Source organism: Providencia sp. wls1943 (assembly GCF_009706275.1).
GTDB classification, from domain to species: domain Bacteria; phylum Pseudomonadota; class Gammaproteobacteria; order Enterobacterales; family Enterobacteriaceae; genus Providencia; species Providencia zhijiangensis.
This window is the reverse complement of the sequence record NZ_WLTU01000026.1, coordinates 144,483-169,046: the sequence shown is the minus strand read 5'-3', so window position 1 is coordinate 169,046 and position 24,564 is coordinate 144,483. Positions and strand designations below refer to the sequence as shown.

The window sequence follows — 24,564 nt, the reverse complement described above, 5'->3', positions numbered from 1 at the left end:
AAATTAGCATCCCATATCGGTTGAAATTAATGCTTCAAGTAAAGCGTGATTATCTGCGCTAGTTGCCACACAGACTCGACGCCACCCACTTTGGCGGGCTTTTTCTGCAATTCGTTCGCTGACAACCAGTAGTCGGCGGGAATACCACCATTGTTGCAGATCTTCAGCAATCAAATCGTTAAGTAGGGTCAACATTTCACCGCTTGTAACCACAATGTCGGTGATATCCGTGTTAAACCAAGTTTGGTTAAACTTAGGTTTATCATAGTGTACAGGTCGCCTTGCGTAGCATTCGCAGTAATCAACATCTGCACCTCGAGCGCGTAATGTTGAGGCAAGGAGTTCGCGACCGCCATTACCTCGCAAGAGTAAGGCTCGTTTCCCCTCTAAATTTTGCAGGCCAGGGTGGGTGAGTAACACCTCGCTGGTTTCTCCTGCTTCAGCCCAACGGATAGTTTGTCCTGTTAGTTGCTGAAAATAGTGACCTGTAGATTGTCCTATACCATAGTAGGATAACTTATCTGACCAGTCTCGTCCTGTTTGTTCCAATGCTAAATTTGCATACCAGACGGCATTTTTAGATAAAAGAAAGACAAGGTCGTTTTCCGATAATCCATCTAAGCGAGAGCACAAAGTGTTGAGCTGTGCACCCGCTTCAATCGTAATTAAGGGAGCCGGATAAGCCTGCCCCCCTGTAGCATTAATGGCTGTTATCAACGCGGAGCCTGATGGCTCTGGGCGAGTAACAAGGACCTTCATGCGGGTGCATTGCCTTTATAGACTTCCGCGAGAATTTCCCGGGCACCATTATCAAGCAACTCTTCCGCGAGAGAAATACCGGCTTGGATTGCGTCGGCAGGCGCGATTAAGCGTTCTCCACGAATGACTTGGCTACCATCTGGGGCACCGACGAGCGCGCGTAACCAGATTTTATCCCCTTGCCAAATAGCATAGCTCCCAATAGGGACTTGGCAACCACCTTCAAGGCGCATGTTCATTGCGCGTTCAGCAAGGACACACACGGAGGTTTCATCGTGATTCAATGCTGCGAGTAAGTCACGGGTTCGTTGATCATCTAAGCGGCATTCGATACCTACGGCGCCTTGTCCAACAGCGGGTAAAGATTGCTCTGGCTCCAGTGCGGCTTTGATACGCTCATCGAGTTCTAAGCGTTTTAGACCTGCCACCGCAAGGATAATGGCATCGTATTCGCCATTGTCGAGTTTAGACAGGCGGGTGCCGACGTTGCCGCGTAGGTCACGGATAACTAAATCTGGACGTAATTCTCGTAACTGGCACTGACGGCGTAAGCTGGATGTACCGACGATGCTGCCCGCTGGGAGTGCATCAATATTGGCATAATGGTTAGAAACGAAGGCATCTCGTGGGTCTTCGCGCTCACAAATGGTGACTAAGCCTAACCCTTCTGGGAACTCTACAGGCACGTCTTTCATCGAGTGAACGGCAATATCCGCGCGACCTTCAAGTAAAGCTAACTCTAATTTTTTGACGAATAAACCTTTTCCACCGACTTTTGCTAATGGGGTATCTAAAATAATGTCCCCTTTGGTGACCATTGGGACTAACTCTACCTGTAAGCCTGGATGGCGTTGCTCTAATTCTGCTTTTACGAAATAAGCTTGCCATAGAGCGAGAGGGCTTTTACGCGTTGCGATACGCACGATATTTGTTGATGTCATTTCACTGTTTTCTCAGGCGAATATCGCCGCAGATTAACCATACAATTGGCGTTAGTTTTAACATGTTAGCGGTAATTTTTCCAGTTGGTCGCAGAATGAGCGATATAAGAAGAATGAACGGATGAGATGTATCAAGTGAAGTTCGCTTTTTTACATCTTTTTTGTGAGCTTCTTAGAAAAAAATGACTTAAAAAAGGATCTACATAACAAATTTCTTTAGCTATTTGTGCTTTTTTCGGATTGCAGTAGGCATTATTTTGCAGGAATTTTGTTGAAGCGTGTAAGCGTAGACCCTGCCAGCACTGGGATGAATTTAGATTAAGGCTGCTTTTTTGTTATACAATCCATGATGGTGATATTATTCCATTGAAAAACAAGGGATATTTTCGCGATGCAAAAATAAAAAGTCTTTTTATACAATATGTTGAAAAATAATTTGTACTAAAAATAGACGGGAAAAATTATGTGATCTACTTTACCCTTTTGCTCCAAGGTGTTAAATTGATCACGTTTCCGACAATCCCTTTGAAAAGTAATTTAAGTTTTTCTCTATCTGTTGGGTGCTGGGAAAATTCCCCAGGTTTGTCATTACATTCTTTCAGTCAGGCGTAACCTTTGTACCTCTATATTGAAACTTTAAAACAAAGACTTGATGCGATAAACCAATTACGGTTAGAACGCGCGACGGCTTCTATGAGTGAAACCTTTTCGAAGGTTTACAGCTTGTTGCCGGTCTTGTTTCATTATCATCATCCAATGATGCCGGGTTATATTGAAGGCAATGTCCCTCATGGCGTCTGTTTCTTCTCGCCAGATGCAGAACAACTCAAATGGTTACAACCTTTCGAACGCTTCTTATCCACTAACAACCAAGCTAATGGTGAATTGCCAATTACAGGCATTTACTCAATGGGTAGTACTTCCTCTGTGGGGCAAAGCCACTGCTCTGATATTGATGTGTGGGTTTGTCATCCTTCTTGGTTAGATAACGAAGAAAAACGATCTTTACAGAAAAAATGTACGCTAATTGAACAGTGGGCAGCCTCGCTGGGCATTGATGTCACCGTATTTTTAATCGATGAAAATCGTTTTCGCCATAATGCGAGTGGGCATCTTGGTGGTGAAGATTGTGGTTCCACACAACATATTTTATTGCTGGATGAGTTTTATCGTACAGCGGTACGTATGGCTGGGAAACGTCTATTATGGACAATGGTGCCTGTTGAAGAAGAGCAACACTATGACGAATATGTCATGGGGCTGTACGCTCAAGGGGTACTGACACCGAACGAATGGCTGGATTTAGGCGGTCTCGGTGAATTGTCAGCTGCGGAGTACTTTGGTGCTAGTTTGTGGCAGCTATATAAAAGCGTCGATTCCCCGTATAAAGCGGTGTTGAAAAGTATTTTGCTGGAGTCCTACTCTTGGGATTATCCGCACGGCAAATTGTTAGCGTTGGAGTTTAAACGCCATTTACATGCCGGTGAAATCGTCTGTTATGGATTGGATTCATATTGTTTGATGTTGGAGCGCGTTACCCGTTATCTGACTGAAATTAATGATTCCACGCGTTTGGATTTAATTCGTCGCTGTTTCTATTTAAAAGTCTGTGAAAAACTTTCTGAAGATGAAGGTGACCAATGTTCCGGTTGGCGCCGTGATGTGCTGTCCCAGTTAGTGGAGTCGTGGGGATGGAGCGCCGAGCGTCTGGCGTTGTTAGATACGCGTAGCCAGTGGAAAATTGAGCGTGTGCGTGAAGCGCATAATGAGCTGCTCGATACGATGATGCAAAGTTACCGTAACTTAATTCGATTTGCCCGTCGTAATAATTTAAGTGTTAGTGCTAGCCCACAAGATATTGGGGTATTAACCCGTAAGTTATATGCTGCGTTTGAAGCTTTGCCGGGCAAAGTAACGTTAGTCAATCCACAGATTTCGCCGGATCTTAGCGAAGAGCACCTGACATTTATTTATGTGCCAGAAGGACGCGCAAATCGTAGTGGCTGGTATCTGTATAACCAAGCGCCGCAAATTGACACGATTATCGGTCATCAACCGTTAGAATATAACCGCTATCTGAATAAGCTGGTGGCATGGGCCTATTTTAATGGGCTACTGACTGAAAATACGCAAGTCCATATGCATCATGGTAAATCCCAATGTGATGAACGTAAGTTACTGGAATTAATGCATGATGTATCAAGCCATTTCCCAATAAGATTGCCAGCTCCAACCCCTAAAGCGCTGTATAGCCCGTGTGAAATTCGCCACTTAGCGATTATCGTTAACTTAGAAAAAGACCCGACACAGGTCTATTCTGAGCAGGTGGTGCATGTGGATTTCAGAAAACTGGATATTTTCAGTTTTGGTGAGTCTCAGCAGTGTTTGATAAGCAGCATCGATCTTCTGTATCGCAATTCATGGAATGAGGTTCGTACCCTGCATTTCAGCGGTGAGCAGTGCATGCTAGAAGCACTGAAAACCATCCTTGGTAAAATGCACCAAGATGCGGCACCACCAGAAGCGGTTGAAGTATTCTGTTATAGCGAGCATTTACGCGGGCTTATTCGTACTCGCGTACAGCAATTAGTGTCTGAATGCATTGAATTGCGCTTATCCAGCAATCGTCATGAACCGGGTCGCTTTAAGGCATTGCGCATTGCAGGGCAAACATGGGGCCTGTTCTTTGAACGCTTAAACGTCTCTGTACAAAAACTCGAAAATGCCGTTGAGTTCTACGGCGCAATCTCCCATAACAAGCTGCATGGTTGGCCGGTAAAATTACAAGCGAAAGGGGATAATCATCTTCCTGCGGTTGTGGATGGCTATGCCAGTGAAGGGATTGTGCAGTTTTTCTTTGAGAATACGTCCGATAATACAGGATTTAATATCTACGTATTGGATGAAGCGAATTGCGTGGAAATTTACTCTCATTGTGAAGGTTCCAAAGAAGAGCTGGTGCGCGATGTCAGTAAATTCTACTCTTCCTCCCATGACCGTTTTACCTACGGTGCTAACTTTATCAATTTCAATTTGCCGCAATTTTATCAAATTGTGGAAGAAGAAGGTAAAAAGCAAGTTATTGTTTTCTCTGATGCCTCTTGGTCATTTACTGAAGATGAAGAAGACGATGAATATCCCTCGGCACCACAATTAAACCAGTCTGAACAGCTAGACCATTCTAAACAGCACGCTCAATACTATTAATTTTATTATGTTGATTTTATGATGATAAAAAAACAGACAGAGTAAGTTATAGACTCTGCCTGTGATTTTTTGATGCGCGTGTTTAGAACGAGAATGGGAAGTGGCTTTGGAAGGTAATCGCATTGCCCAGCATGGACAAAAATTCTTGACCGGAGCGGTCACAGATCCATTTTCCATCTTTATAATCATAATGATAGCCACCTTGTTTGGTTGCTAACCAGATTTGGTGGAAGGCTTCTTGTTTGTTGATGATGATTTTGCTGCCATCTTCAAAGCTTAAGGTCATGACGCCGCCATTAATTTCACTATCAATATCCGCATCGCCATCGAAATTATCTAAATGCTCTTCAATCGAGCTGAGCAATTGCTCTGCTAACTGATGAAATTCGCTATCGTTCATGATGTATTTCCTGTTTATACTTTTATTTAGGCGAAATTATAGGGTTGAATGTGTTCAAGGGTCAAACGGCGCACATCTTACTTGTGAGATGCCATTTGAATTATTTAACGTATATAATATTAATATGTTTGATAAACAGGCGTGATTTGAAAAGCGACACCTGTTACTGTGTGAAATATCAGATTGCAAAATTTAGTCTTACAGGCGAAACATCATAATGAAAAAAAGTTTATTTGGACTTAGCGCACTTCTCGTTTTATTCACCCTTTCTGGCTGTGGCTTAAAAGGGCCGTTGTATTTTCCGCCTGAAGACAATGCAGCGGCGCCTGCTAAATCTGATGTGCAACCTAAAGCTCCAAGCAGCTCGAACCAAGAGCCTGCAGCGACCAAACAGTAAGCCTCTGTTATGGAACGTGAATTGCAGTTCTCAAAAATGCATGGTTTAGGCAATGATTTTATGGTGGTGGATGGCGTCACTCAGAACGTCTATTTTTCACCTGAACTGATTTGCCGTTTAGCGGATAGGCATACTGGCGTCGGTTTTGATCAGCTTTTACTGGTCGAAGCCCCTTATGATCCTGATCTCGATTTCCATTACCGTATTTTTAACGCAGATGGCAGTGAAGTTGCACAGTGTGGCAACGGGGCGCGCTGTTTTGCACGTTTTGTCCGCTTAAAAGGTCTGACAAACAAGCAGAAAATTAAAGTGAGCACCCAATCTGGGCGTATGACTCTCACAATTAATGAAAATGATGATGTTTGTGTGAATATGGGCGAGCCTGATTTTGAACCGCAAAACGTCCCATTTCGTGCCGTGAAAGCGGAAAAGACCTATATTATTCGAGCACAAGAACGTACAGTGTTTGCGGGTGTTGTTTCCATGGGTAATCCGCATTGTGTGGTACAAGTGGACAGCGTGCAAACCGCTGAAGTGGAGGTTTTAGGCCCTGCGTTAGAAAGCCACGAACGCTTCCCTGAACGTGCCAACATTGGTTTTATGGAAATTGTTAGCGCGGACTATATTCGCTTACGTGTTTATGAACGTGGCGCGGGGGAAACTCAAGCGTGCGGGAGTGGTGCATGTGCCGCGGTTGCCGTAGGCGTAGGACAGGGCTTATTAGCTAACCGTGTTCGTGTTGATTTACCGGGCGGTTCCCTCGATATTAGTTGGGAAGGCCCCGGATCACCGTTGTATATGACAGGGCCCGCGACCCATGTTTATGATGGAGTGATCCAAATTTAATCTTGATTGAGTGTAAAGAGGGGAATAATGGATAAGCGTGAACAAGTGCCAGAGATTGCTCAGTTAATTGATGAGCAAGATGTGGTGCAATATTTAAAACAGAACCCTTATTTCTTTATTCGCAATGTGTCTCTTGCTGAACATATCAAGGTTCCTCATGCCGTGCAGGAGGCTATTTCGCTTCCTGAATTGGTGATGAGTCGTCAACGTCAAAAAATCAAAAATCTCGAGCAGGATATCCGCTTTATGGTGGAACAAGCCCACGAAAATGGGCAACTGTTCGATGAGCTTCTTTATCTCGTCATTGAAATGTCTTCCGCAAATAGTTTGCGGGAGATGCTGTTTGTGTTGAATCGCTGGGCTAAAAAGCTTGGGCTATCAGGGGCTTCTGTACGCCTGTTTAGTGATAGCTGGCGATTATCTGCACCATTGGATGCCTACGAATTGGTGCTCCCACGCCGCGTTTTTGAACCCGTACGTATTCAGCGTTTTGGGGATAACCTCAATTATCTTGGGCGACTAAATGGTCCTGAGCTCCAGCTTTTACTTCCGGATGCCCAAAATGTGGGCTCAGTAGCTATTTCGCTGTTTGGCCATCATGGGGAATCTGGCATGGTAATATTTACTAGCCGTGACCGTGAACACTATCAACAGGGTATGGGTACGGTAATGCTGGAAAAAGTGGCTCAAATTCTACCGAGGTTATTATGTCAATGGATAGAGCGCCTGTAGACATTCAGCCAGAAGGGCTGATGATTCAAGTGGAAGCCTTCTTGCGTTACCTCCGTGTTGAACGCCGGTTAAGTCCAGTCACGATAACGAATTATCGTCGCCAATTAGGTGCGGTTTGCCAAATTTTAGGTGAACTGAAAGTGAGCCAATGGCAGCAATTGGATATGACGGTGGGGCGCAATATTGCCGCGAAGAGTCGCCGAACAGGCTTGCAAGCAGCGAGCATGGCATTAAGGCTTTCCGCACTGCGTAGTTTCTGTGATTGGATGGTGCAGCAAGGCGAGTTACCAGCAAACCCAGTTAAAACCATTCATGCCCCTAAAGCCAAAAAACGTCTGCCGAAAAATATGGATGTGGACGAAGTTTCTCAACTGTTGAACATGGACAGTGGCGACCCACTCGTGGTGCGAGATAGAACCATGCTGGAAGTGATGTATGGCGCGGGATTACGTCTTTCTGAATTGGTTGGTTTGGATGTGAAGCACCTTGACCTCAATTTAGGTGAGGTTTGGGTGATGGGGAAAGGTAGTAAAGAACGTAAAATTCCCCTAGGAAAAACGGCAGTGAGCTGGCTAAAACGCTGGCTTGAAATGCGTGAATTGTACGAACCTGTTGATGGTGCGGTATTTATTTCCACCAAAAGTGGTAAGCGTATCTCGAATCGTAATGTGCAAAAGCGGTTTGAGCAGTGGGGTATTAAACAAGCGGTGAATAGCCATATAAATCCCCATAAATTACGTCACTCTTTTGCAACTCATATTCTCGAATCAAGTGGTAATTTACGTGGAGTACAAGAGTTATTAGGACATGCTAATCTCTCTACCACCCAAATCTATACCCATCTTGATTTCCAACATCTCGCTAATGTTTATGATGTGGCACATCCGCGAGCGAAGAGGGAGAAATCTTAATGCACTTTTACCGTCCGTTATCACCCATCAAAGCGATGACGTTTGATTTGGATGATACGTTGTACGACAACCATCCCGTGATTGATAAAACGGAAGAAGAAGTTTTACGATTTATTCGTGAATATGACCCGCGTTTTCATCATTTTACGAACGATGATATTTATGCATTTCGCTATCTTGTGGAAGAACAAGAGCCGGATATTCGCCATGATATTACCCGCTGGCGCTGGTTATCGTCGAAAATGATGCTGTGCCACTATGGTTATAATAAAGAGGATGCCCTCAAAGGTGCGGACGATATTATGGCGCACTTTACCTACTGGCGTAATCAAATTCATGTCCCGCAATCTACACATGAAACGTTAGCAAAATTAGCCGAAAAATTACCGCTGGTGGCGATTACGAATGGTAATGCAGAGCCGCAAGCGTGTGGGCTGGGGCAATATTTTCAGTTTGTATTAAAAGCGGGGCCTGATGGGCGTTCTAAGCCATGCTGCGATATGTACCATCTTGCCTCTACACGCTTGAATATCGAGCCGAGTGCCATTTTACATGTTGGTGATAATTTGCTTACTGATGTAGAAGGGGCGATTAATAGCGGTATGCAAGCTTGCTGGTTTAATGTGGACCACTCAACGCTGATGAACGAGAAAGAAGGGCATTTATTACCTCATGTAGAAATTTGTCGGTTGGATTCTCTTTTGTCATTGGTATAATCCTTTCTCTGTATAAAAACACAGTGGTGGTGATAGCCGCCACTGTCTTGCTTTGATGGTAACTATGGACGTCTCATATCTGCTCGAAGGTCTTAATGACAAACAGCGCGAAGCGGTTGCCGCCCCGCGTACTAATTTACTGGTGCTCGCAGGGGCGGGTAGCGGTAAAACACGCGTGTTGGTTCATCGCATTGCGTGGCTCATGTCGGTGGAGAATGCCTCCCCATTTTCGATTATGGCCGTGACGTTTACCAACAAAGCCGCCGTAGAAATGCGTCATCGTATCAATCAGTTGGTGGGTACTAGCGAAGGCGGTATGTGGATCGGTACTTTCCACGGTCTCGCGCACCGCTTACTTCGCCAGCATTACTTGGATGCGAATCTGCCGCAGGATTTCCAAATTCTCGATAGTGATGACCAATACCGTTTGATTCGTCGTCTGCTTAAAGCCATGAATCTTGATGAGAAGCAGTGGCCGCCTCGTCAGGGAATGTGGTACATCAACGGTAAAAAAGATGAAGGACTACGTCCTCAGCATGTTGAAAGTTATGGTAATCCAGTCGAAGCGACATGGCTGAAAGTCTACCAAGCCTATCAAGAAGCCTGTGACCGCGCAGGGCTGGTGGATTTTGCTGAATTATTGCTACGTGCTCATGAGCTATGGCTGAATAAGCCTCATGTTCTTCAACATTATCGTGAGCGTTTTACCAATATTTTGGTGGATGAGTTCCAAGATACCAACAGTATTCAATATGCGTGGATCCGCGTGTTGGCGGGCGAAACTGGCAAAGTGATGATTGTCGGCGATGATGACCAGTCAATCTATGGCTGGCGTGGCGCTCAAGTTGAAAATATTCAGCGTTTCTTGAATGACTTCCCCGGCGCAGAAACTATCCGCCTTGAGCAAAACTACCGCTCTACCAACAATATCTTGAAAGCGGCAAATACCCTGATCGCTAATAATAGTGACCGTCTCGGTAAGAATTTATGGACGGAAGGCGGTGATGGTGAGCCGATTTCCCTTTACTGTGCCTTCAATGAGCTCGATGAAGCTCGCTATGTGGTTGGGCGGATTAAGCAGTGGCATGAAAACGGTGGTGCGCTGCAAGATTGCGCTATTCTTTATCGCAGCAACGCCCAATCCCGTGTGATGGAAGAAGCGTTAATTCAAGGCGCGATGGCATACCGTATTTATGGTGGTCAACGCTTCTTTGAACGCCAAGAGATCAAAGATGCCTTATCCTATCTCCGATTGATTGCTAACCGTAACGACGACGCCTCTTTTGAGCGAGTGGTAAACACGCCAACACGGGGAATTGGTGAGCGTACGCTGGATACGGTTCGCCAAACCGCTCGGGATCAACAACTGACATTATGGGAAAGTTGTGAGTACTTACTTCGAGAGCAAGTCTTGGGTGGACGAGCGGCAAGCTCCATCGAGCGTTTCCTTGAGTTAATTGAGGCGTTAGCCAAAGAGACTCAAGAGATGCCACTGCATGTGCAGGCTGATCGCGTGATCAATGACTCCGGTTTGCGAGCAATGTATGAGCAGGAAAAAGGTGAAAAAGCTCAAGCGCGAATTGAAAACTTGGAAGAGTTAGTCAACGCAACCCGCGATTTTAGCTATCAAGATGAAGACCAAGATTTAATGCCATTGCAGGCATTTTTATCTCATGCTGCACTCGAGTCTGGAGAAGGGCAAGCAGATGCGAACCAAGATGCAGTGCAATTAATGACGTTGCACTCAGCGAAAGGGTTGGAATTTCCTGTCGTATTTATGGTTGGCGTGGAAGAAGGCATGTTCCCAAGCCAAATGTCGATGGATGAAAGTGGGCGCTTAGAAGAGGAGCGTCGTCTTGCCTACGTGGGTATCACCCGCGCCATGGTGAAATTGACAATCACTTATGCAGAAAGCCGTCGTCTTTATGGCAAAGAAGTTTACCATCGTCCTTCACGCTTTATTGGAGAACTGCCGACGGAGTGTGTGGAGGAAGTTCGATTAAGAGCCACTGTTTCACGTCCTGTCAGCCATCAACGTCTTGGCACACCGATTAGCCAAAATGATTCGGGTTATGCATTAGGGCAGCGAGTCATGCACCCTAAATTCGGCGAAGGTACGATTATTAATCTCGAAGGAAGTGGTGAACATTGCCGCTTACAAATTGCCTTTCAAGGGCAAGGAATTAAGTGGCTGGTTGCATCTTATGCTAGGTTAGAAACAATATAAATATAGATTCAATGGAGCACCAAAAATAAAGGCGCTTCATTGGAACATATATTTGTCTTATTTTTTTTGGCTCAGGTATACATTATTAATATTTGTTTTTTTAGTTTCATTCAATATAATTTTCCTCTCTTAATCAGATAATTAGAAAAATGGAGTTTATATTATATGATGCATGTAAAATCTAAGCCTATGTATATAAGATCTAAGCCGTTAAGTGATAAGATTATTTTAGCTATTTCTAAAGTGAATAAAATTAATTCACTCATCGAAGAAACTGAGCTTAGCGCAGTTAATGCAAGAGACCATATGACTTCTGTTCGCGATGGATTATCTAATTCGGATAGAGTTGGTTTTCTGAAATCAAAAAAAACAATAGGTACTTTAGATTATAAAATAAAGAAAAGTGTTGCAGAGCAACAGAAACGGTTTAATTCTTTGTCTAAAGATTTATTACGTCAAAGAGATGATCTTTTAAATTTAAATTCAATTGATAAAACATATAGTCAATATGAAATTGATTATTCTATTAAAGAAATAAATCAAGATTTGAATAATATAGATAGTTGGACTGTGACTGAAAAAAAATTCGAAAAAATAGATTTTCATAATCACAATGGACTGAGAGGGAGGATTTTTACACCAATAGCAGATTTCAACCGAAAGAGTGAAAAATTAGAAAACGAAATCTATGAACTGAATTTGCTATTAAATGAAATCCGTAAAGAGAGTTTATCTCTAGAATTAGAGAAATTTATGGCGATGAAAAACCCTGAAGTATTTAAAACTCAGTCTGATCAAACCGAGATGCTGACTCACTATTCGTCAGAATTTGATAAGGGTCATGAAGGTAGTTCAATGGTTGGAAGTCAAATTGAACCAGTGAAAACATCGCTCCCTTTATGTGGCTGTGGCGGTATTGGTCGAACAGCATTTTGTGTTTGATTTGAAATAATTTTACACTTAGTGAACTAATTTTCATCTCTGATGAGATAAGGGACTTAACCTTGTTTAAGTCCTTTTTTTGTCTCCTATTTTTCTATATTTATGATATGAAAACAATTATTCATTTTACTATAGAAATTATAATGTTTTAGTGATTAGCGTTGATATAGTTATTGAATCATCAAGATTTACGTTTTTAGTTTTAATTTTTTATGATAATAAAGTATAAAATGTTACCTAATAACCATTCTTAGATTCATCATGTCGATTAATCAACTTATTGATTCACTTGCTTCACAAGGTTGGTATGTGTGGGACGATTTTCTGAATCTGTCAGAGATTCATACCATTAAAGATTGTATTCCCGATAAATTACAAGATGCTCGCATTGGACACCGTGATTCATTACAGGGCAATAAAAGTATCCGAGGTGACCAAACAATTTGGCTAGAGCCCGAGATGGGGGAGGCCGTTGCTCGTTATATGGATAAGATGGAGCACATTAGGCAAGAATTAAATCGACAGCTTTATCTTGGCTTACGAGATTTTGAAACTCATTTTTGCCGCTATCCAAATGGCGGATTCTATAAAAAACATGTTGATAATCCTCGAGGGGTTGGACGTCGTAAAATCACAACGGTTTTATATATGAATGAGCGATGGCAACCTCAAGATAGTGGTGAATTGGTTGTTTATGACCATGAAGATAATCATTTGTTTAAGTTAGAACCGATTGCAGGGCGAATGATCTTTTTTATGTCAGAAAATTTTCCTCATGAAGTATTACCCACAGAAAGTATGCGTGAAAGTATAGCGGGTTGGTTTTTAACTGAAAAAATACTTTAACGTTCTCCGTTTACGCCGCCCCCGTTAGGGGGCTGGTTGTTATGTAATCATCATAATAATAAAACTAAACGTAATATATAAACTATGATTTTGTCATTTTTTATACTTTAGATTATTTTAATTTTGATTTTCAATGAAAATCAGGTCGGTTTATTTTCTATTTTAAATATAAATAAAGGATGAATTATATGATGGATTTAAATAATAACTTTGAATTTAATTCACAAGTCGAATTTAATTCTTTCAAGTTGAAATTTGAAGATTACAGCGAAAAGTTTGAAGTTTATGTAAAAGAGCAGCAAAGAAATATTAATATTTTAAGAGAACATACAGACAGAAGCTTAGATACCTTCACAACCCGAGAGATTAAACCTACGGATAAGTTCATACATCAGGAAGAGATGAATTTAAATAATAATAAAGAAAAGTTCTCAATTATTAAAAATAAGATCGTGGAAATGGAAAAATATATTAATACTATTGGTGATGCAGATAACTTTGATAAAGTTATGGGCAGTATTAATGCGCTAGAGCTGAGTTTGGCGTCATTTTCGAATACGGAATACCCATTTCCTTCAGTAATCCCTTCAGACTCCCCATTTGTGCAGCATGCGGTAATATCCCTATATATCCAAAATCAATGGATAAATGGAGAATTTGCAACGTTAGATGCACAGCGTATTCGTTTTTCCGAGACGGTGGGCGCAGAGCTCGATATTCTGAATGAACCTCAAATACCCGATTGTTTTGGCTATAACAATGAATCGATGCTCATCGAATACGTAACAGCGATGGACTCTGTAAATAGCTGTTATATGGGGGATGATGCTATGAGTTCATTGTTCCCTGCTTATCCTGCTTGTGATATTTATCTTGGTTATCCTCATTATGCTTAATTGGTGATAATAGGGTGCCACGAAATAGTGTGGCACCCGTGTTTTTTAAATTCTTTAAGGATGTTCGAGACAATTGGAGTGGCGTGTAGCGATGAGATAATCGTCCTTTACACTCAGTTCGCATCTATTTTCGACCTGCGCCATGCGCGAGGGAATACAAGCTAATCTCATTAGCCACTGGCGAGACCAAATAGCTGTAATCGCCTCGAGAGCCGAGAATAATCACCATACCACGATCAGAGGGAGCTGCGCCTTTGCGGTGTAGTCAGCCATCAACTCCATTAATACGACAAGGCTCTACGAGGTTATGGTTCAAATCCAAACATTGCTCGCCAGAAGTTTTTACTTGCTGCCGCCTCATCGGAATTTTCATTAAGCCCATTATGACTATGTTGTTCGACGTATTGGCGTAGAATAGATTGCCCTAAGCCACGCAAGCCACTGTGTACGAGTAACAGGAGTTTTTGTTTATCCAAGCCACTTTGTGCAAATAACTCCGTATCCAGCACTTTAATCGACGGATTGGCACTCAGCGAAATGGTTACCGCCACCAATAGAACTAACGTTTAAAACGATTTTTAACGTTTAAGGCTATTTCTGAGGCTGTCCACAAAGAGTTTGATTAATTGTTGTCATGATGAACCTCCTTGCAGTGAATTGAATGAATGAAAACGTGGCGGATATTAACGGGCGCTTTTTTCTTTTGCATGAGGGAAAAAATCAAAAGTGTAAAATTAATCTTTATCCTAAAGTAATTAATTAATAAATGAGAAATTAATTGTTTTTACGACTAATAATAATTAAAAGCTTAAATTTATATTTGATTCTAAATTTTAATATTATAAAAATATTTCATTGAGATAAGCGCAAACAGGTATATTTTCGTTATTTTAACTTTGCGACTCTTTTGCTGGGTGCTTGATCTTACTCAGTTCAAGCATTTATTTTTGGTCTGGGAAAGAAAAAGCCCCGTTAGTGATATTCACCAACGAGGCTGCACTCCCAACCACACAATCGGGAGTGTGCCTCTTAATAAAAGAGAGGTCAAGGAGAAATGACAAAGTACGCAATGATAGCTGTAGTTTCTATTTGCGTAACAATATTGGGTTGCTCATTTTTAATAAAGGATAGATTAAGCTATTTGCATATTGATAATGACAATACAGTCGTTCAGGTGAAATTGGATTACGAAATCAATTAATCACTGAGTGGGGAAGTTAATTTTAGTTAATTCAATTTAATGACAACTAATTTCCCACTCTTTCTTTTTTCCTATTACCGGTTGGGATATCAAGCACCCAAACTAAAGAGCCCCAATATAATTGGGGCTCTTTTTACTATTTTAATTCATTAAAAAACTACGAAGCAATATGAACCGTTTTTCCGCCCACAATGGTACGTAACACTTTCACATTTTCAATATCATCCGCAGGAATGGTAAATACATTGCGATCCAGTACGATCATATCCGCGAATTTACCCGCCTCAAGCGATCCTAAAACATCTTCACGATGTTGCGCATAAGCAGAGTCAATCGTTGCCGAACGCAGAACCTCGATCACGGTCATATTGCGGTCATTATCCAGTCTTGGGGCTGGCTGACCATTAATATCACGGCCACGGCGGGTTGCGGCGACTTTCAAATCATACCATTCGTCAAAATCATCGATTGGCCAGTCACTACCAAAAGCAACTACTGCACCTGCATCAATAAATTTAGCGATCGGCTCTAGCTGCTGGAAGCGGGCTTCACCCAGCATGTTTTTCTCAAATGCAGCCAGCTCAGGTGTTGGTGCTGCCCACTGGAATGATAAGCACGCAATGGTTTTCAGGCGCGCAAAACGGGCATAATCTTTGGCATCAACCAGTTCATTATGGGCAAGGCCTGGGCGGATATCTTTCTCTGGGTGAGCCGTACGCATTTTCTCAATGGCATCCAGTACAATAGAGACGGCACCTTCACCAACGGTATGTAAGTGAGGATCGTAACCCGCAGCGGCGATTTTTTCGAGCAGCTCATCCAGAATTTCAGCTGTGAAATAGAGGTCGCCGTAATTATCGGTTTCGACCCAATTTGGTGCTGAATCAGTACCTTTGTTCACGCGGTATGGCTGTAATAATGATGCAGTCATGGTTGGGTATTGCAGCACGCCATCCACAAACATTTTGATGTTACGCAGACCGATACCCGGCGCTGGAGTCCATTCTGCTTGGTGCCATTTTTTTGCGAACGCCACGGCTTTATCGACAGCGGCAGCCACGGCAGCCACATTCGGGGTATCATCAGGCGTGATTTCGCGTGCAGCTTGGAAACGTAAAGTGAGTTCACCACGTTGCTGGAGCTGATGAAAAGCCTCTAATTGTTGCTCAGAAACGCGGGCATCCATCACCATAGTAACGCCTTGCTGATTCAATACTTTTTGAACCAATTCAGCGACTTCAACTGCTTGCTCATCACGGATAGACGGAATGCTATCGGCAGCACGCATAGCGGGTGCATCTTCTAAAATTCCGTTGAGTTCACCATTTTCATACTTACCAATTTTGCCATCTGGCGGCTCAGGGGTGTCTTTGGTGATCCCGAATAATTCAAGGGCGCGGCTATTGGCTAAGAGAGTATGGCAGTCATTAGAAAATAGGACGACTGGGCGTTTTGTATTGAGCTTGTCCATATCTTCACGGTACATATCAATACCTGCTGGTAACATGCCTTGGCGTAACCATGCAGTGACTTTTAGCCAGTCATTTTCACCCGTGCGAGGATCTTTATCGAGGTGATCTTGCACGCGCTGTAAAATTTGGTCGATAGTCAGGGATTCGTAATTAAGATGGCAGCCGAACAGCTGAATGCCGCCCCAAAATGGGTGCATATGTCCATCAATGATCCCTGGCATCATCATCTTGCCTTCAAGGTCGATGCTCTCGGTTTCTGGACCAACATATTGATGTAATTCATCGGAAGTCCCTGTTGCAAGAATATAACCTTCTTTCAAGGCGATAGCATCGACAACACTATCTTGACTGTCTGCGGTATAGATATAACCGTTGAAATAAATAACATCAGCAATTTTATTATTCATCGTAAACCGTCTGTATCAGGGGCTCCTACGGAGCCAGAACCAAAAAAATAATGGGGAAGATAAGCTTCCCCATAATCAACGAAAGGTACTGGAGGATTAATTGATAATCATCTCAGTCTCGGCATCAGAGATAGCAGGTGGACGACGAGTAAAACCATGAGTCAGAAGCGTGAGGTAGCCTGCCCCTGCCGCTAGCCAGCATAAGCCGACTGTGAAGGCTTCTGCATCTAAGCTTGTCCATAACCATAAGGTTAAAACAACCCCTATGGATGGCATGATCAGGCAAGTGAGCAACTTGGTATTATCCAAGGAGGCTTTGCGGTCAATGTAGAAATGTTTGATGACTGACAAGTTCACAAAGGTAAAGGCTATCAGCGCACCAAAGCTAATCATCGACGCAACCATGCTGAGTGATAACACCAGCGACATCAACGAAGCCACAGCCACAAAGATAATGGAATAGACCGGTGTATTCAGGCGCGGGTGCAAATATGCAAAGATAGAGCGAGGTAGCACACCTTCACGACCCATTGCATAGAAAATACGCACGATACTGGCTTGCGAGGTCATTGCAGAGGCAAAGACACCGATAACATAAGCGGTAATAAAGCTCGATGCCATCAAGGAGGCGCCGATCCACTTCATTTTATCACCCACTTGCTGCATTACCGCGATACTGGCGACATCCGTATTAGGGAGAAAATCTTGCCATACCGGATACATTAAATGTGCACCGTAAGAGATGGCAATAAACAAGGCTCCCGCGATAAATACGGTATATAAAATCGCTTTCGGTAAAGCACGGCGTGCGTCTTTTGTCTCTTCGGCCATGGTTGAAATGGCATCAAAGCCCAAGAAGGCTAAACACAGTACCGCTGCACCCGCAAACAGCCCCGACACTTGTGATGACATCACGGTGAGCGGTGCCATAAGGGCTTCAACATCCAGTACCATCGCGTTTTGCAAGCAGATGTACAAGAAGATGGCGATGAAGACAAATTGCATCAGAATAATCAGCATATTCATCCAAGATACCAATTTGATACCCAAAATGTTCATGATGCTGACAACAGCGATGGTTGAGCAGATTATCACTGGCATTGGGATGTTCGGGAAAGCTTCGTGGACAAAGATCCCAATCGCAATGTAGTTAATAATCGGCAGAAATAGATAATCCAGCAGTTGTGCCCAACCAACAAGAAATCCAAGAGTGCCGCCAAAGGTTTTTTGCACATACGAATAAGCAGACCCAGAAAGCGGGAGTGCACTGGTCATACGGCAATAGCTCATGGCGGTAAAGAAGACAGCAGCGAGCGTAATTAAATAAGCGATAGGTAGATGCCCTTCACTTAATACAGTCACTTGTCCATAGGTGGTAAAAATTCCGAGCGGCACCATATAGGCCAGCCCGAAAAATACTAACGCAGGGGTGGTCAGTACACGTTTCATTTGAACGGTATTCTGTTGCATTTTGAAGCCCTTCCCAAAAGCCCTTAACAACGTTAACTCTGTCTGAATACACAGGCCGAGTGAACCTAAAATGCAGCCATATAACTTGAGCTATAGCACTACATGTTTTGTTTTTTACATACACAAATCATTTAATTAGGTATGTGGATAGACGCCTTGTATTCAATTTCAGAAAACCTCGCACCAGGACAGAATATAAATCACTGTCATCGTGCGCACTTTAATGAAACGTCAGTAATGAATCGGACCATTACCATCCGCTGGGGTGAATACAAGCGGCGTACAATATAATTATCAAGTTCCTATTAAGCAATCATTTATTTCAACAAATAAATATACTGTTTTATTTCAATGGGTTGATATTTGAAATGTGTATTAATAAGGTGGAATTTAACGTAAGTTAAATATGAATCAAATTTTCGATAAAATCAAGGAATAAAATATTTTATAATGCATTGAAATTTAACAATAAAATGTTTGATTTTGAAATTAACTAAAACAAGAGAAAAATACCCAAAAGGTAAATTATTTTTAATAAAAATACGCTGGTTATATTAAATAATTTAACCTTTTTAGTTCCATTAAATGAAACGTGCATTAAATGAGTAATATAATATACAGGTTAATATTAATTTAAGTCAGATATTATGGGCACGAATGCCCATAATAGAGAAAATTAAATTCTATTTTCTTCTGAGTTTCTGCTGTGTATATAAAGCATCTAAAGTAAATAAAATTAATGCAACCCAGATAAAACCAAATGTAATTAACAATTCTTGGGTCATCACTTCACCATACACAAAGACGGCAAGTAAGAACATGATGCTTGGGCCTAAATATTGGAAGAACCCTAATGTTGATAGTCTTAAATGGTTAGCTGCTTCAGTAAACAGTAACAATGGCACCGTAGTAATAATCCCCGCTGCAATCAGGAGAATGTTTAAATGCCAGCTGTTCATGGTCATGTTGCTTGTCGGGCTATCTGCAAAGAATAGCAGGAAGATAATACCGACAGGGAGTAACCATAAGGTTTCAAATGTCATACCAATTTGTGCATCGACACCCAATTTTTTACGTAATAAACCGTAGGTGGCAAACGTCACGGCAAGGCTTAATCCAATGATTGGCACGGAGCCAAATTGCCAGAGTTGAATTAATACGCCGGTGAGTGCTAATCCGACCGCAACCCATTGCATTCGGCGGAAGCGCTCATGTAAAAATATCATGCCAAACAAGACGTTAACCAGAGGGTTGATAAAATACCCTAAGCTGGCTTGCAGCATATGCCCATTATTCACCGCCCAGATATAAATCAGCCAGTTAGACGCAATTGTCACGGCGGTCACACCTAAAATTAAGATCTTTTTAGGCTGCTTTAATATTTGGCGGAAATAATTCCAATGGCGCGTAACTGTCAGTAATAACAGCATAAAGAAGAATGACCAAATAATACGGTGAGTCAAAATTTCTTCAGCTGGTACTTCTTTGATGGATTTAAAATAAATGGGAGCGACACCCCAAATAAAATAAGCGCCTAAGGCACATAGTACGCCTTTGGTAGTATTTTGTTGGCTCATGAATAGCTCTGAAAGTGATATAAAGTCAAACTGAGAGATCGAAACCAAGAATGTAAGAGGCTCTATTTGTGATGTCGTTAATGTGACATTGCTCAGGTTTTTTTACAAGCTATTAGTTAATGAGGTTATTAATTATTTACCAAATTGTTTCATGCAATTTGTTCACATTATCCAATCAAATAGGTCGCTGTCGCAGTGGCAATATGCTGATTTTTCTCATTATGTAATTCACAGCGGGTCACGGCGATTTTATTACCATCGCGTAGTAAGCTGGCGCTCGCGATAAAAAACTCTCCGCGGCCAGGGCGCAAATAGTCAACGCGCAAGTCAATGGTGCCCATTTTGGACATCTTTTCGGCAATGTCTTGATGCACGAGAGGCTCAATGCGTTGCAGGATCCGGTTAATACACACCATGCCGCCCGCCACATCTAATAAGGATGCAATCACGCCACCATGCAGAATATTTTGGGTGAAATTACCGATCAGCTCAGGGCGATTTTTCACAGATAGCTGGACTAAGTCATCCGTCATTTGTAAAAGCTCAATTCCAAGTAATTGATTAAAAGGCATTCTATAGATAAATGCATCACTCATAAATTTGCTGGCTTCTTCGAAGGTATAGATGCGGTCATTCATTTTAGGATCCTTGTTTGTGATGTTAATGATAAGTTAACATTATGTATGTGCTAATATCTAGAAAACAAATGAATAATCTTTCAGCGGTTGATCGTTTTTCGGTGTAAAATGAGACAAATTTTTTCACCGCAGTTGAAATAGGAATGGCAAATGCGCGCTTTACAAATGTTGTTGAGTTCTGTGCTCTGTTTCTGGTCTGTTTCACTTTTTGCATCTGACAATACCAACGAACCGGCACAGCAGGATACTGAAAATCATACACCCGTTCGCGGAAGTATTATTTCGGGGTTACTGCAAAATTATGATAACCCATTCGTTCTGTATCCTTATGAACCCAATTACATCATTTATACCTATACGTCTTCGATAAATAAGAAAGCCATCGCGAGTTATGATTGGGGTAATGATGCACTGAAAGATGAAGTGAAATTCCAATTGAGCTTGGCGTTTCCTATTTGGCGTGGAATTGCGGGGGAAAACTCGGTTCTTGCGGCATCTTATACTCAGCGTTCTTGGTGGCAATTAAGCAATAAGAAAGAATCTTCGCCATTTCGTGAAACCAACTATCAACCCCAAATTTTTGTGGGTTGGGCGCTAGATAACCAATTTGCAGGCTGGACGTTACGTGAGTTTGAAACAGGTTTTAACCACGAGTCGAACGGTCGTTCAGATCCTACATCACGTAGCTGGAACCGAGTTTATGCCCGAGCGATGGCACAAAGAGGGGATTGGCAAGTTGAGTTAAAACCGTGGTACCGCATTCCTGAAAGCGAAAGCAGTGATGACAACCCAGATATTAATAAATATCTCGGTTATTACCGCGTAAAAGTGGGGTATGCACTTGGGGATAGCGTTATTTCAGCTGCCGGACACTATAACTGGAATTCAGGGTATGGTAATGCCGAGTTGGGTTGGAGCTACCCAATGACAAAGCACGTGCGCTTGTATACCCAACTGTTTAGCGGTTATGGTGAGTCGATGATAGACTATGACTATCGCCAAACACGTTTTGGTATCGGTGTGATGCTTAACGATATCATGTGATCTGGGCAGACATCCCAGTCATTTCAGGGTAATATCTTGCTAATAGCTGCTCTTTTCGGGCAGCTATTTGTTTCAACCTCTAGAGGGAATTCGTGTCTACCGCTTGCGTTATCAATCAACTTTCACTGGCTGAAAATGTGCTCAATAGCACGTTCGGTTACCAATCCTTTCGTCCGGGGCAAGATGCTGTCATTGGCGGTATTCTCGATGGTCGTGACTGCTTAGTATTGATGCCAACAGGGGGTGGAAAATCACTCTGCTACCAAGTGCCTGCGCTGGTTAAACAAGGCATTACGCTGGTGGTATCACCTTTAATCTCCTTAATGAAGGATCAAGTTGATCAACTCAAGTTACACGGTGTTGAAGCGGCGTGTTTGAATTCTTCACAAACCCCTCTAGAGCAGCGCCAAATTATGGAATTATGCGCTCAAGGGAAAATCAAACTTCTGTATGTGGCACCAGAGCGTTTACTGACTGACTATTTCATTCAGCAAATTGGTAGCTGGGATATCGCCTTATTAGCAGTAGATGAAGCGCACTGTATTTCCCAATGGGGCCATGATTTCCGTCCTGAATATCGTTCATTAGGTCAATTACGCCATTCCTTACCAAATGTGCCCGTGATGGCGCTGACTGCTACAGCAGATGAAACCACGCGCGCTGATATTATTCGCTTACTCGAGCTTAATGACCCATTAGTTCATGTGAGCAGCTTTGACCGCCCGAACATCCGCTATACTTTAGTCGAGAAATATAAACCGTTAGATCAATTATGGTTTTTTATTAAGGCTCAGAAAGGTAAGTCAGGGATTGTTTACTGTAATAGCCGTAGTAAAGTTGAAGAAACCGCGGAAAGATTACAAAAACGTGGCTTGAGTGTCGCTGCTTACCATGCTGGTTTGGAGAGTGCCCAGCGTGACTGGGTACAAGATGCGTTCTTGAAAGATAACCTGCAAATTGTGGTTGCGACCGTGGCATTTGGAATGGGAATTAACAAGTCCAACGTCCGTTTTGTGGCGCACTTTGATATTCCTCGTAACATTGAAGCGTATTACCAAGAAACGGGACGAGCAGGGCGTGATGGCGTCGAAGCCGAAGCCATTCTATTTTACGATCCTGCTGATATGGCGTGGCTCCGTCGATGTTTAGAAGAAAAACCAGCGGGAATGCAGCAGGATATTGAACGTCATAAATTAAATGCCATTGCTGCCTTTGCCGAAGCGCAAACCTGTCGTCGCCTGGTTTTACTAAACTATTTCGGCGAAAATCGCCAAAAGCCTTGTGGTAACTGTGATATCTGCCTTGATCCTCCAAAACGTTATGATGGGCTGATGGATGCGCAAAAAGCACTTTCTTGTATTTATCGCGTTGGGCAGCGGTTTGGTATTGGCTATATTGTTGAGGTGCTACGAGGCGCTAACAATCAGCGAATTCGCGACTTAGGGCACGATAAACTACCGGTGTATGGTATTGGTAAAGAGCAGACTAATGAACATTGGGTAAGCGTTTTACGTCAATTAATTCATTTAGGCATGATCACTCAAAATATCGCGCATTTCTCCGCATTACAGTTAACGGAAGCGGCTAGGCCCATTCTGCGTGGTGAAATGCCATTACAGTTAGCGGTTCCACGCGTTTTAGTCACCAAAAGCCGGAATCAACAAAACAAAATTTATCATGGCAATTATGATAAGAAGCTGTTTGCCAAATTGCGTAAATTACGTAAATCCATTGCGGATGAAGAAAATATCCCGCCTTTTGTGGTTTTCAACGATGCAACGTTGATAGAAATGGCAGAGCATTGCCCAACCAAACCCGTTGAATTATTACTGATTAATGGGGTTGGTGAGAAAAAATTAGAGCGTTTTGGTGAGGCGTTTATGACACTCATCCAAGACCATCTAGAAGGTTATGAATGAGGAAACCCCATGTCGCCAGATAGTCTAAAAGCCAGTTGGTTAAATCGAGAAACTGAGTTTTCGGCCTTTACCAACGGTCCGCTTTTAGATTTTTGGCAATTACGTGAAGAAGCTGAGTTTCTTGGCGTTGATGACATTCCTATTCGTTATGTGCGTTTTATTCATGCAAAGCACCATAAAGCCGTAGTTATCTCACCGGGTCGCAGTGAAAGTTACGTTAAATACCCTGAAGTCGCCTACGATTTTTATCATTTAGGGTTCGATGTTTTTATTATTGATCATCGTGGACAAGGGCGATCTGGCCGTATGTTGGCGGATCCCCAAAAAGGGCACGTTGAAAAATTCACAGATTACATCGATGATTTTGAAAAATTCATTGATTTAGAAGTGAGAGATCGCCACTATCCTAAATGCTATGCGCTGGCTCATTCGATGGGAGGCGCTATCCTTGCTGGGTACTTACTCCGAGATAGCGTGACATTTGACGCTGCCGCATTGTGCGCTCCCATGATTGGCGTTAATTTACCGATGCCTCATTGGCTCGCGAGCTTTATTGTTGAGCGTGCAGAACCGCGCCGCAGTGTGCGAAATGATTATGCAGTTTCTACGGGAAAATGGCATCCATTACCTTATTTAATCAATGTGTTAACCCATAGTCAGGAGCGTTATCGACGCTATTTACGCTACTATGCGGATTATCCTGAATTACGTCTCGGTGGTCCAACTTACCACTGGTTACGAGAAAGTTTTGCGATTGGTAAAGAGCTGGTTGCGAAAGCGGGAGAGATTGAAACCCCTCTGATGCTCCTTGAAGCGAGCGAAGAGAAGGTAGTCAGTAATCGAGAGCTACAAGCTTTTTGTCAAAGTCGGCAAAAAGCGCAAGCAGGACGAGAAGAAAAATTACCCCTCATTATCGAAGGGGCTCACCACGAAATCCTGTTTGAAATAGATGCATTGAGAGCCATGGCCCTCAATGCAATTTGTGATTTTTTTGAGCAGCATTAGCCATAATTAGG

The 24,564-nt window shown here is 42.6% G+C and carries 20 protein-coding genes and 1 pseudogene; 13 read left to right on the top strand and 8 right to left on the bottom strand.

Annotation, left to right across the window (positions count from 1 at the left end):
* Positions 1 to 3: 3 nt before the first annotated feature.
* Positions 4 to 759, bottom strand: coding sequence for a uroporphyrinogen-III synthase (locus GKR48_RS16640; protein ID WP_154628871.1), 756 nt, complete (start codon positions 757 to 759; stop codon positions 4 to 6).
* Entirely contained in the window at positions 756 to 1,700 is a 945-nt protein-coding gene (gene hemC / locus GKR48_RS16635) for a hydroxymethylbilane synthase (RefSeq protein ID WP_154628870.1), read from the bottom strand. The genes GKR48_RS16640 and hemC overlap by 4 nt, the downstream gene beginning before the upstream one ends.
* A gap of 615 nt (positions 1,701 to 2,315) precedes the next feature.
* Between hemC and GKR48_RS16630 the strand changes: the two genes are divergently transcribed.
* Positions 2,316 to 4,907, top strand: a complete 2,592-nt coding sequence (locus tag GKR48_RS16630) for a class I adenylate cyclase (RefSeq protein WP_154628869.1) — start codon at positions 2,316 to 2,318, stop codon at positions 4,905 to 4,907.
* An 82-nt stretch (positions 4,908 to 4,989) separates the two neighbouring features.
* Here the strand turns inward: GKR48_RS16630 and cyaY are convergent, their stop codons facing one another.
* A complete protein-coding gene (gene cyaY / locus GKR48_RS16625; protein WP_154628868.1) occupies positions 4,990 to 5,307 on the bottom strand; it encodes an iron donor protein CyaY in 318 nt (105 codons plus the stop codon).
* A gap of 217 nt (positions 5,308 to 5,524) precedes the next feature.
* On the opposite strand from cyaY, the gene lptM reads away from it, so the two are divergent.
* The 9 genes from lptM (at position 5,525) to GKR48_RS16580 (ending at position 13,820) form a co-directional block, all read left to right on the top strand.
* Complete coding sequence (lptM, locus tag GKR48_RS16620; RefSeq protein WP_036948849.1) at positions 5,525 to 5,704, top strand: LPS translocon maturation chaperone LptM; 180 nt, start codon at positions 5,525 to 5,527, stop codon at positions 5,702 to 5,704.
* 21 nt (positions 5,705 to 5,725) lie between these two features.
* Positions 5,726 to 6,550 carry a diaminopimelate epimerase gene (gene dapF / locus GKR48_RS16615; protein ID WP_181478845.1) on the top strand — a complete coding sequence of 275 codons (825 nt, stop codon included), beginning with the start codon at positions 5,726 to 5,728 and terminating at the stop codon, positions 6,548 to 6,550.
* A 27-nt stretch (positions 6,551 to 6,577) separates the two neighbouring features.
* The gene (locus tag GKR48_RS16610) at positions 6,578 to 7,282 is read left to right on the top strand and encodes a DUF484 family protein (protein WP_154628867.1); all 705 of its coding nucleotides are present in this window, start codon (positions 6,578 to 6,580) and stop codon (positions 7,280 to 7,282) included.
* A complete protein-coding gene (gene xerC / locus GKR48_RS16605; RefSeq protein WP_154628866.1) occupies positions 7,264 to 8,193 on the top strand; it encodes a tyrosine recombinase XerC in 930 nt (309 codons plus the stop codon). The genes GKR48_RS16610 and xerC overlap by 19 nt, the downstream gene beginning before the upstream one ends.
* The gene (gene yigB / locus GKR48_RS16600) at positions 8,193 to 8,909 is read left to right on the top strand and encodes a 5-amino-6-(5-phospho-D-ribitylamino)uracil phosphatase YigB (protein WP_154628865.1); all 717 of its coding nucleotides are present in this window, start codon (positions 8,193 to 8,195) and stop codon (positions 8,907 to 8,909) included. Before xerC ends, yigB begins: the two co-directional genes overlap by 1 nt.
* A 64-nt stretch (positions 8,910 to 8,973) precedes the next feature.
* Positions 8,974 to 11,136 carry a DNA helicase II gene (uvrD, locus tag GKR48_RS16595; protein ID WP_154628864.1) on the top strand — a complete coding sequence of 721 codons (2,163 nt, stop codon included), beginning with the start codon at positions 8,974 to 8,976 and terminating at the stop codon, positions 11,134 to 11,136.
* A 165-nt stretch (positions 11,137 to 11,301) separates the two neighbouring features.
* Positions 11,302 to 12,078 carry a hypothetical protein gene (locus GKR48_RS16590; RefSeq protein ID WP_154628863.1) on the top strand — a complete coding sequence of 259 codons (777 nt, stop codon included), beginning with the start codon at positions 11,302 to 11,304 and terminating at the stop codon, positions 12,076 to 12,078.
* A gap of 261 nt (positions 12,079 to 12,339) precedes the next feature.
* Positions 12,340 to 12,924 (top strand): 2OG-Fe(II) oxygenase, encoded by a 585-nt coding sequence (locus GKR48_RS16585; protein WP_154628862.1) that lies wholly within the window; start codon positions 12,340 to 12,342, stop codon positions 12,922 to 12,924.
* Between the two features lie 188 nt (positions 12,925 to 13,112).
* Positions 13,113 to 13,820 carry a hypothetical protein gene (locus tag GKR48_RS16580; protein WP_230088709.1) on the top strand — a complete coding sequence of 236 codons (708 nt, stop codon included), beginning with the start codon at positions 13,113 to 13,115 and terminating at the stop codon, positions 13,818 to 13,820.
* Positions 13,821 to 13,875: 55 nt separating this feature from the next.
* On the opposite strand, the pseudogene GKR48_RS16575 reads toward GKR48_RS16580, so the two are convergent.
* From GKR48_RS16575 to GKR48_RS16550, 5 genes and pseudogenes are all read right to left on the bottom strand, one after another.
* Positions 13,876 to 14,387: pseudogene (locus tag GKR48_RS16575) on the bottom strand (RtcB family protein); the annotation flags it as partial.
* Positions 14,388 to 15,178: 791 nt separating this feature from the next.
* Positions 15,179 to 16,900, bottom strand: coding sequence for an amidohydrolase (locus GKR48_RS16565; RefSeq protein WP_154628860.1), 1,722 nt, complete (start codon positions 16,898 to 16,900; stop codon positions 15,179 to 15,181).
* A gap of 96 nt (positions 16,901 to 16,996) precedes the next feature.
* A complete protein-coding gene (locus tag GKR48_RS16560; protein ID WP_132496322.1) occupies positions 16,997 to 18,370 on the bottom strand; it encodes an APC family permease in 1,374 nt (457 codons plus the stop codon).
* Between the two features lie 683 nt (positions 18,371 to 19,053).
* Complete coding sequence (gene rarD, locus GKR48_RS16555; RefSeq protein WP_154603067.1) at positions 19,054 to 19,947, bottom strand: EamA family transporter RarD; 894 nt, start codon at positions 19,945 to 19,947, stop codon at positions 19,054 to 19,056.
* Positions 19,948 to 20,114: 167 nt separating this feature from the next.
* On the bottom strand, positions 20,115 to 20,585 hold the full coding sequence (locus tag GKR48_RS16550) for a thioesterase family protein (protein ID WP_154628859.1): 471 nt from the start codon (positions 20,583 to 20,585) through the stop codon (positions 20,115 to 20,117).
* 150 nt (positions 20,586 to 20,735) lie between these two features.
* On the opposite strand from GKR48_RS16550, the gene pldA reads away from it, so the two are divergent.
* From pldA to pldB, 3 genes are all read left to right on the top strand, one after another.
* Positions 20,736 to 21,629 (top strand): phospholipase A, encoded by an 894-nt coding sequence (gene pldA, locus GKR48_RS16545; protein ID WP_154628858.1) that lies wholly within the window; start codon positions 20,736 to 20,738, stop codon positions 21,627 to 21,629.
* Positions 21,630 to 21,721: 92 nt separating this feature from the next.
* Positions 21,722 to 23,548: an ATP-dependent DNA helicase RecQ gene (recQ, locus tag GKR48_RS16540; RefSeq protein WP_272522569.1), complete on the top strand. Its 1,827-nt coding sequence runs from the start codon at positions 21,722 to 21,724 to the stop codon at positions 23,546 to 23,548.
* A 9-nt stretch (positions 23,549 to 23,557) separates the two neighbouring features.
* A complete protein-coding gene (pldB, locus tag GKR48_RS16535) occupies positions 23,558 to 24,553 on the top strand; it encodes a lysophospholipase L2 (RefSeq protein ID WP_154628857.1) in 996 nt (331 codons plus the stop codon).
* The last annotated feature ends 11 nt before the right edge of the window (positions 24,554 to 24,564 follow it).

Excerpts from the sequence above, each read along its gene's own strand:
- GKR48_RS16640 (WP_154628871.1), bottom strand. The coding sequence starts at position 759 with ATGAAGGTCCTTGTTACTCGCCCAGAGCCATCAGGCTCCGCGTTGATA.
- hemC (WP_154628870.1), bottom strand. The coding sequence starts at position 1,700 with ATGACATCAACAAATATCGTGCGTATCGCAACGCGTAAAAGCCCTCTC.
- cyaY (WP_154628868.1), bottom strand. The coding sequence starts at position 5,307 with ATGAACGATAGCGAATTTCATCAGTTAGCAGAGCAATTGCTCAGCTCG.
- lptM (WP_036948849.1), top strand. The coding sequence starts at position 5,525 with ATGAAAAAAAGTTTATTTGGACTTAGCGCACTTCTCGTTTTATTCACC.
- GKR48_RS16610 (WP_154628867.1), top strand. The coding sequence starts at position 6,578 with ATGGATAAGCGTGAACAAGTGCCAGAGATTGCTCAGTTAATTGATGAG.
- xerC (WP_154628866.1), top strand. The coding sequence starts at position 7,264 with ATGGATAGAGCGCCTGTAGACATTCAGCCAGAAGGGCTGATGATTCAA.
- yigB (WP_154628865.1), top strand. The coding sequence starts at position 8,193 with ATGCACTTTTACCGTCCGTTATCACCCATCAAAGCGATGACGTTTGAT.
- uvrD (WP_154628864.1), top strand. The coding sequence starts at position 8,974 with ATGGACGTCTCATATCTGCTCGAAGGTCTTAATGACAAACAGCGCGAA.
- GKR48_RS16590 (WP_154628863.1), top strand. The coding sequence starts at position 11,302 with ATGATGCATGTAAAATCTAAGCCTATGTATATAAGATCTAAGCCGTTA.
- GKR48_RS16585 (WP_154628862.1), top strand. The coding sequence starts at position 12,340 with ATGTCGATTAATCAACTTATTGATTCACTTGCTTCACAAGGTTGGTAT.
- GKR48_RS16580 (WP_230088709.1), top strand. The coding sequence starts at position 13,113 with ATGATGGATTTAAATAATAACTTTGAATTTAATTCACAAGTCGAATTT.
- GKR48_RS16565 (WP_154628860.1), bottom strand. The coding sequence starts at position 16,900 with ATGAATAATAAAATTGCTGATGTTATTTATTTCAACGGTTATATCTAT.
- GKR48_RS16560 (WP_132496322.1), bottom strand. The coding sequence starts at position 18,370 with ATGCAACAGAATACCGTTCAAATGAAACGTGTACTGACCACCCCTGCG.
- rarD (WP_154603067.1), bottom strand. The coding sequence starts at position 19,947 with ATGAGCCAACAAAATACTACCAAAGGCGTACTATGTGCCTTAGGCGCT.
- GKR48_RS16550 (WP_154628859.1), bottom strand. The coding sequence starts at position 20,585 with ATGAATGACCGCATCTATACCTTCGAAGAAGCCAGCAAATTTATGAGT.
- pldA (WP_154628858.1), top strand. The coding sequence starts at position 20,736 with ATGCGCGCTTTACAAATGTTGTTGAGTTCTGTGCTCTGTTTCTGGTCT.
- pldB (WP_154628857.1), top strand. The coding sequence starts at position 23,558 with ATGTCGCCAGATAGTCTAAAAGCCAGTTGGTTAAATCGAGAAACTGAG.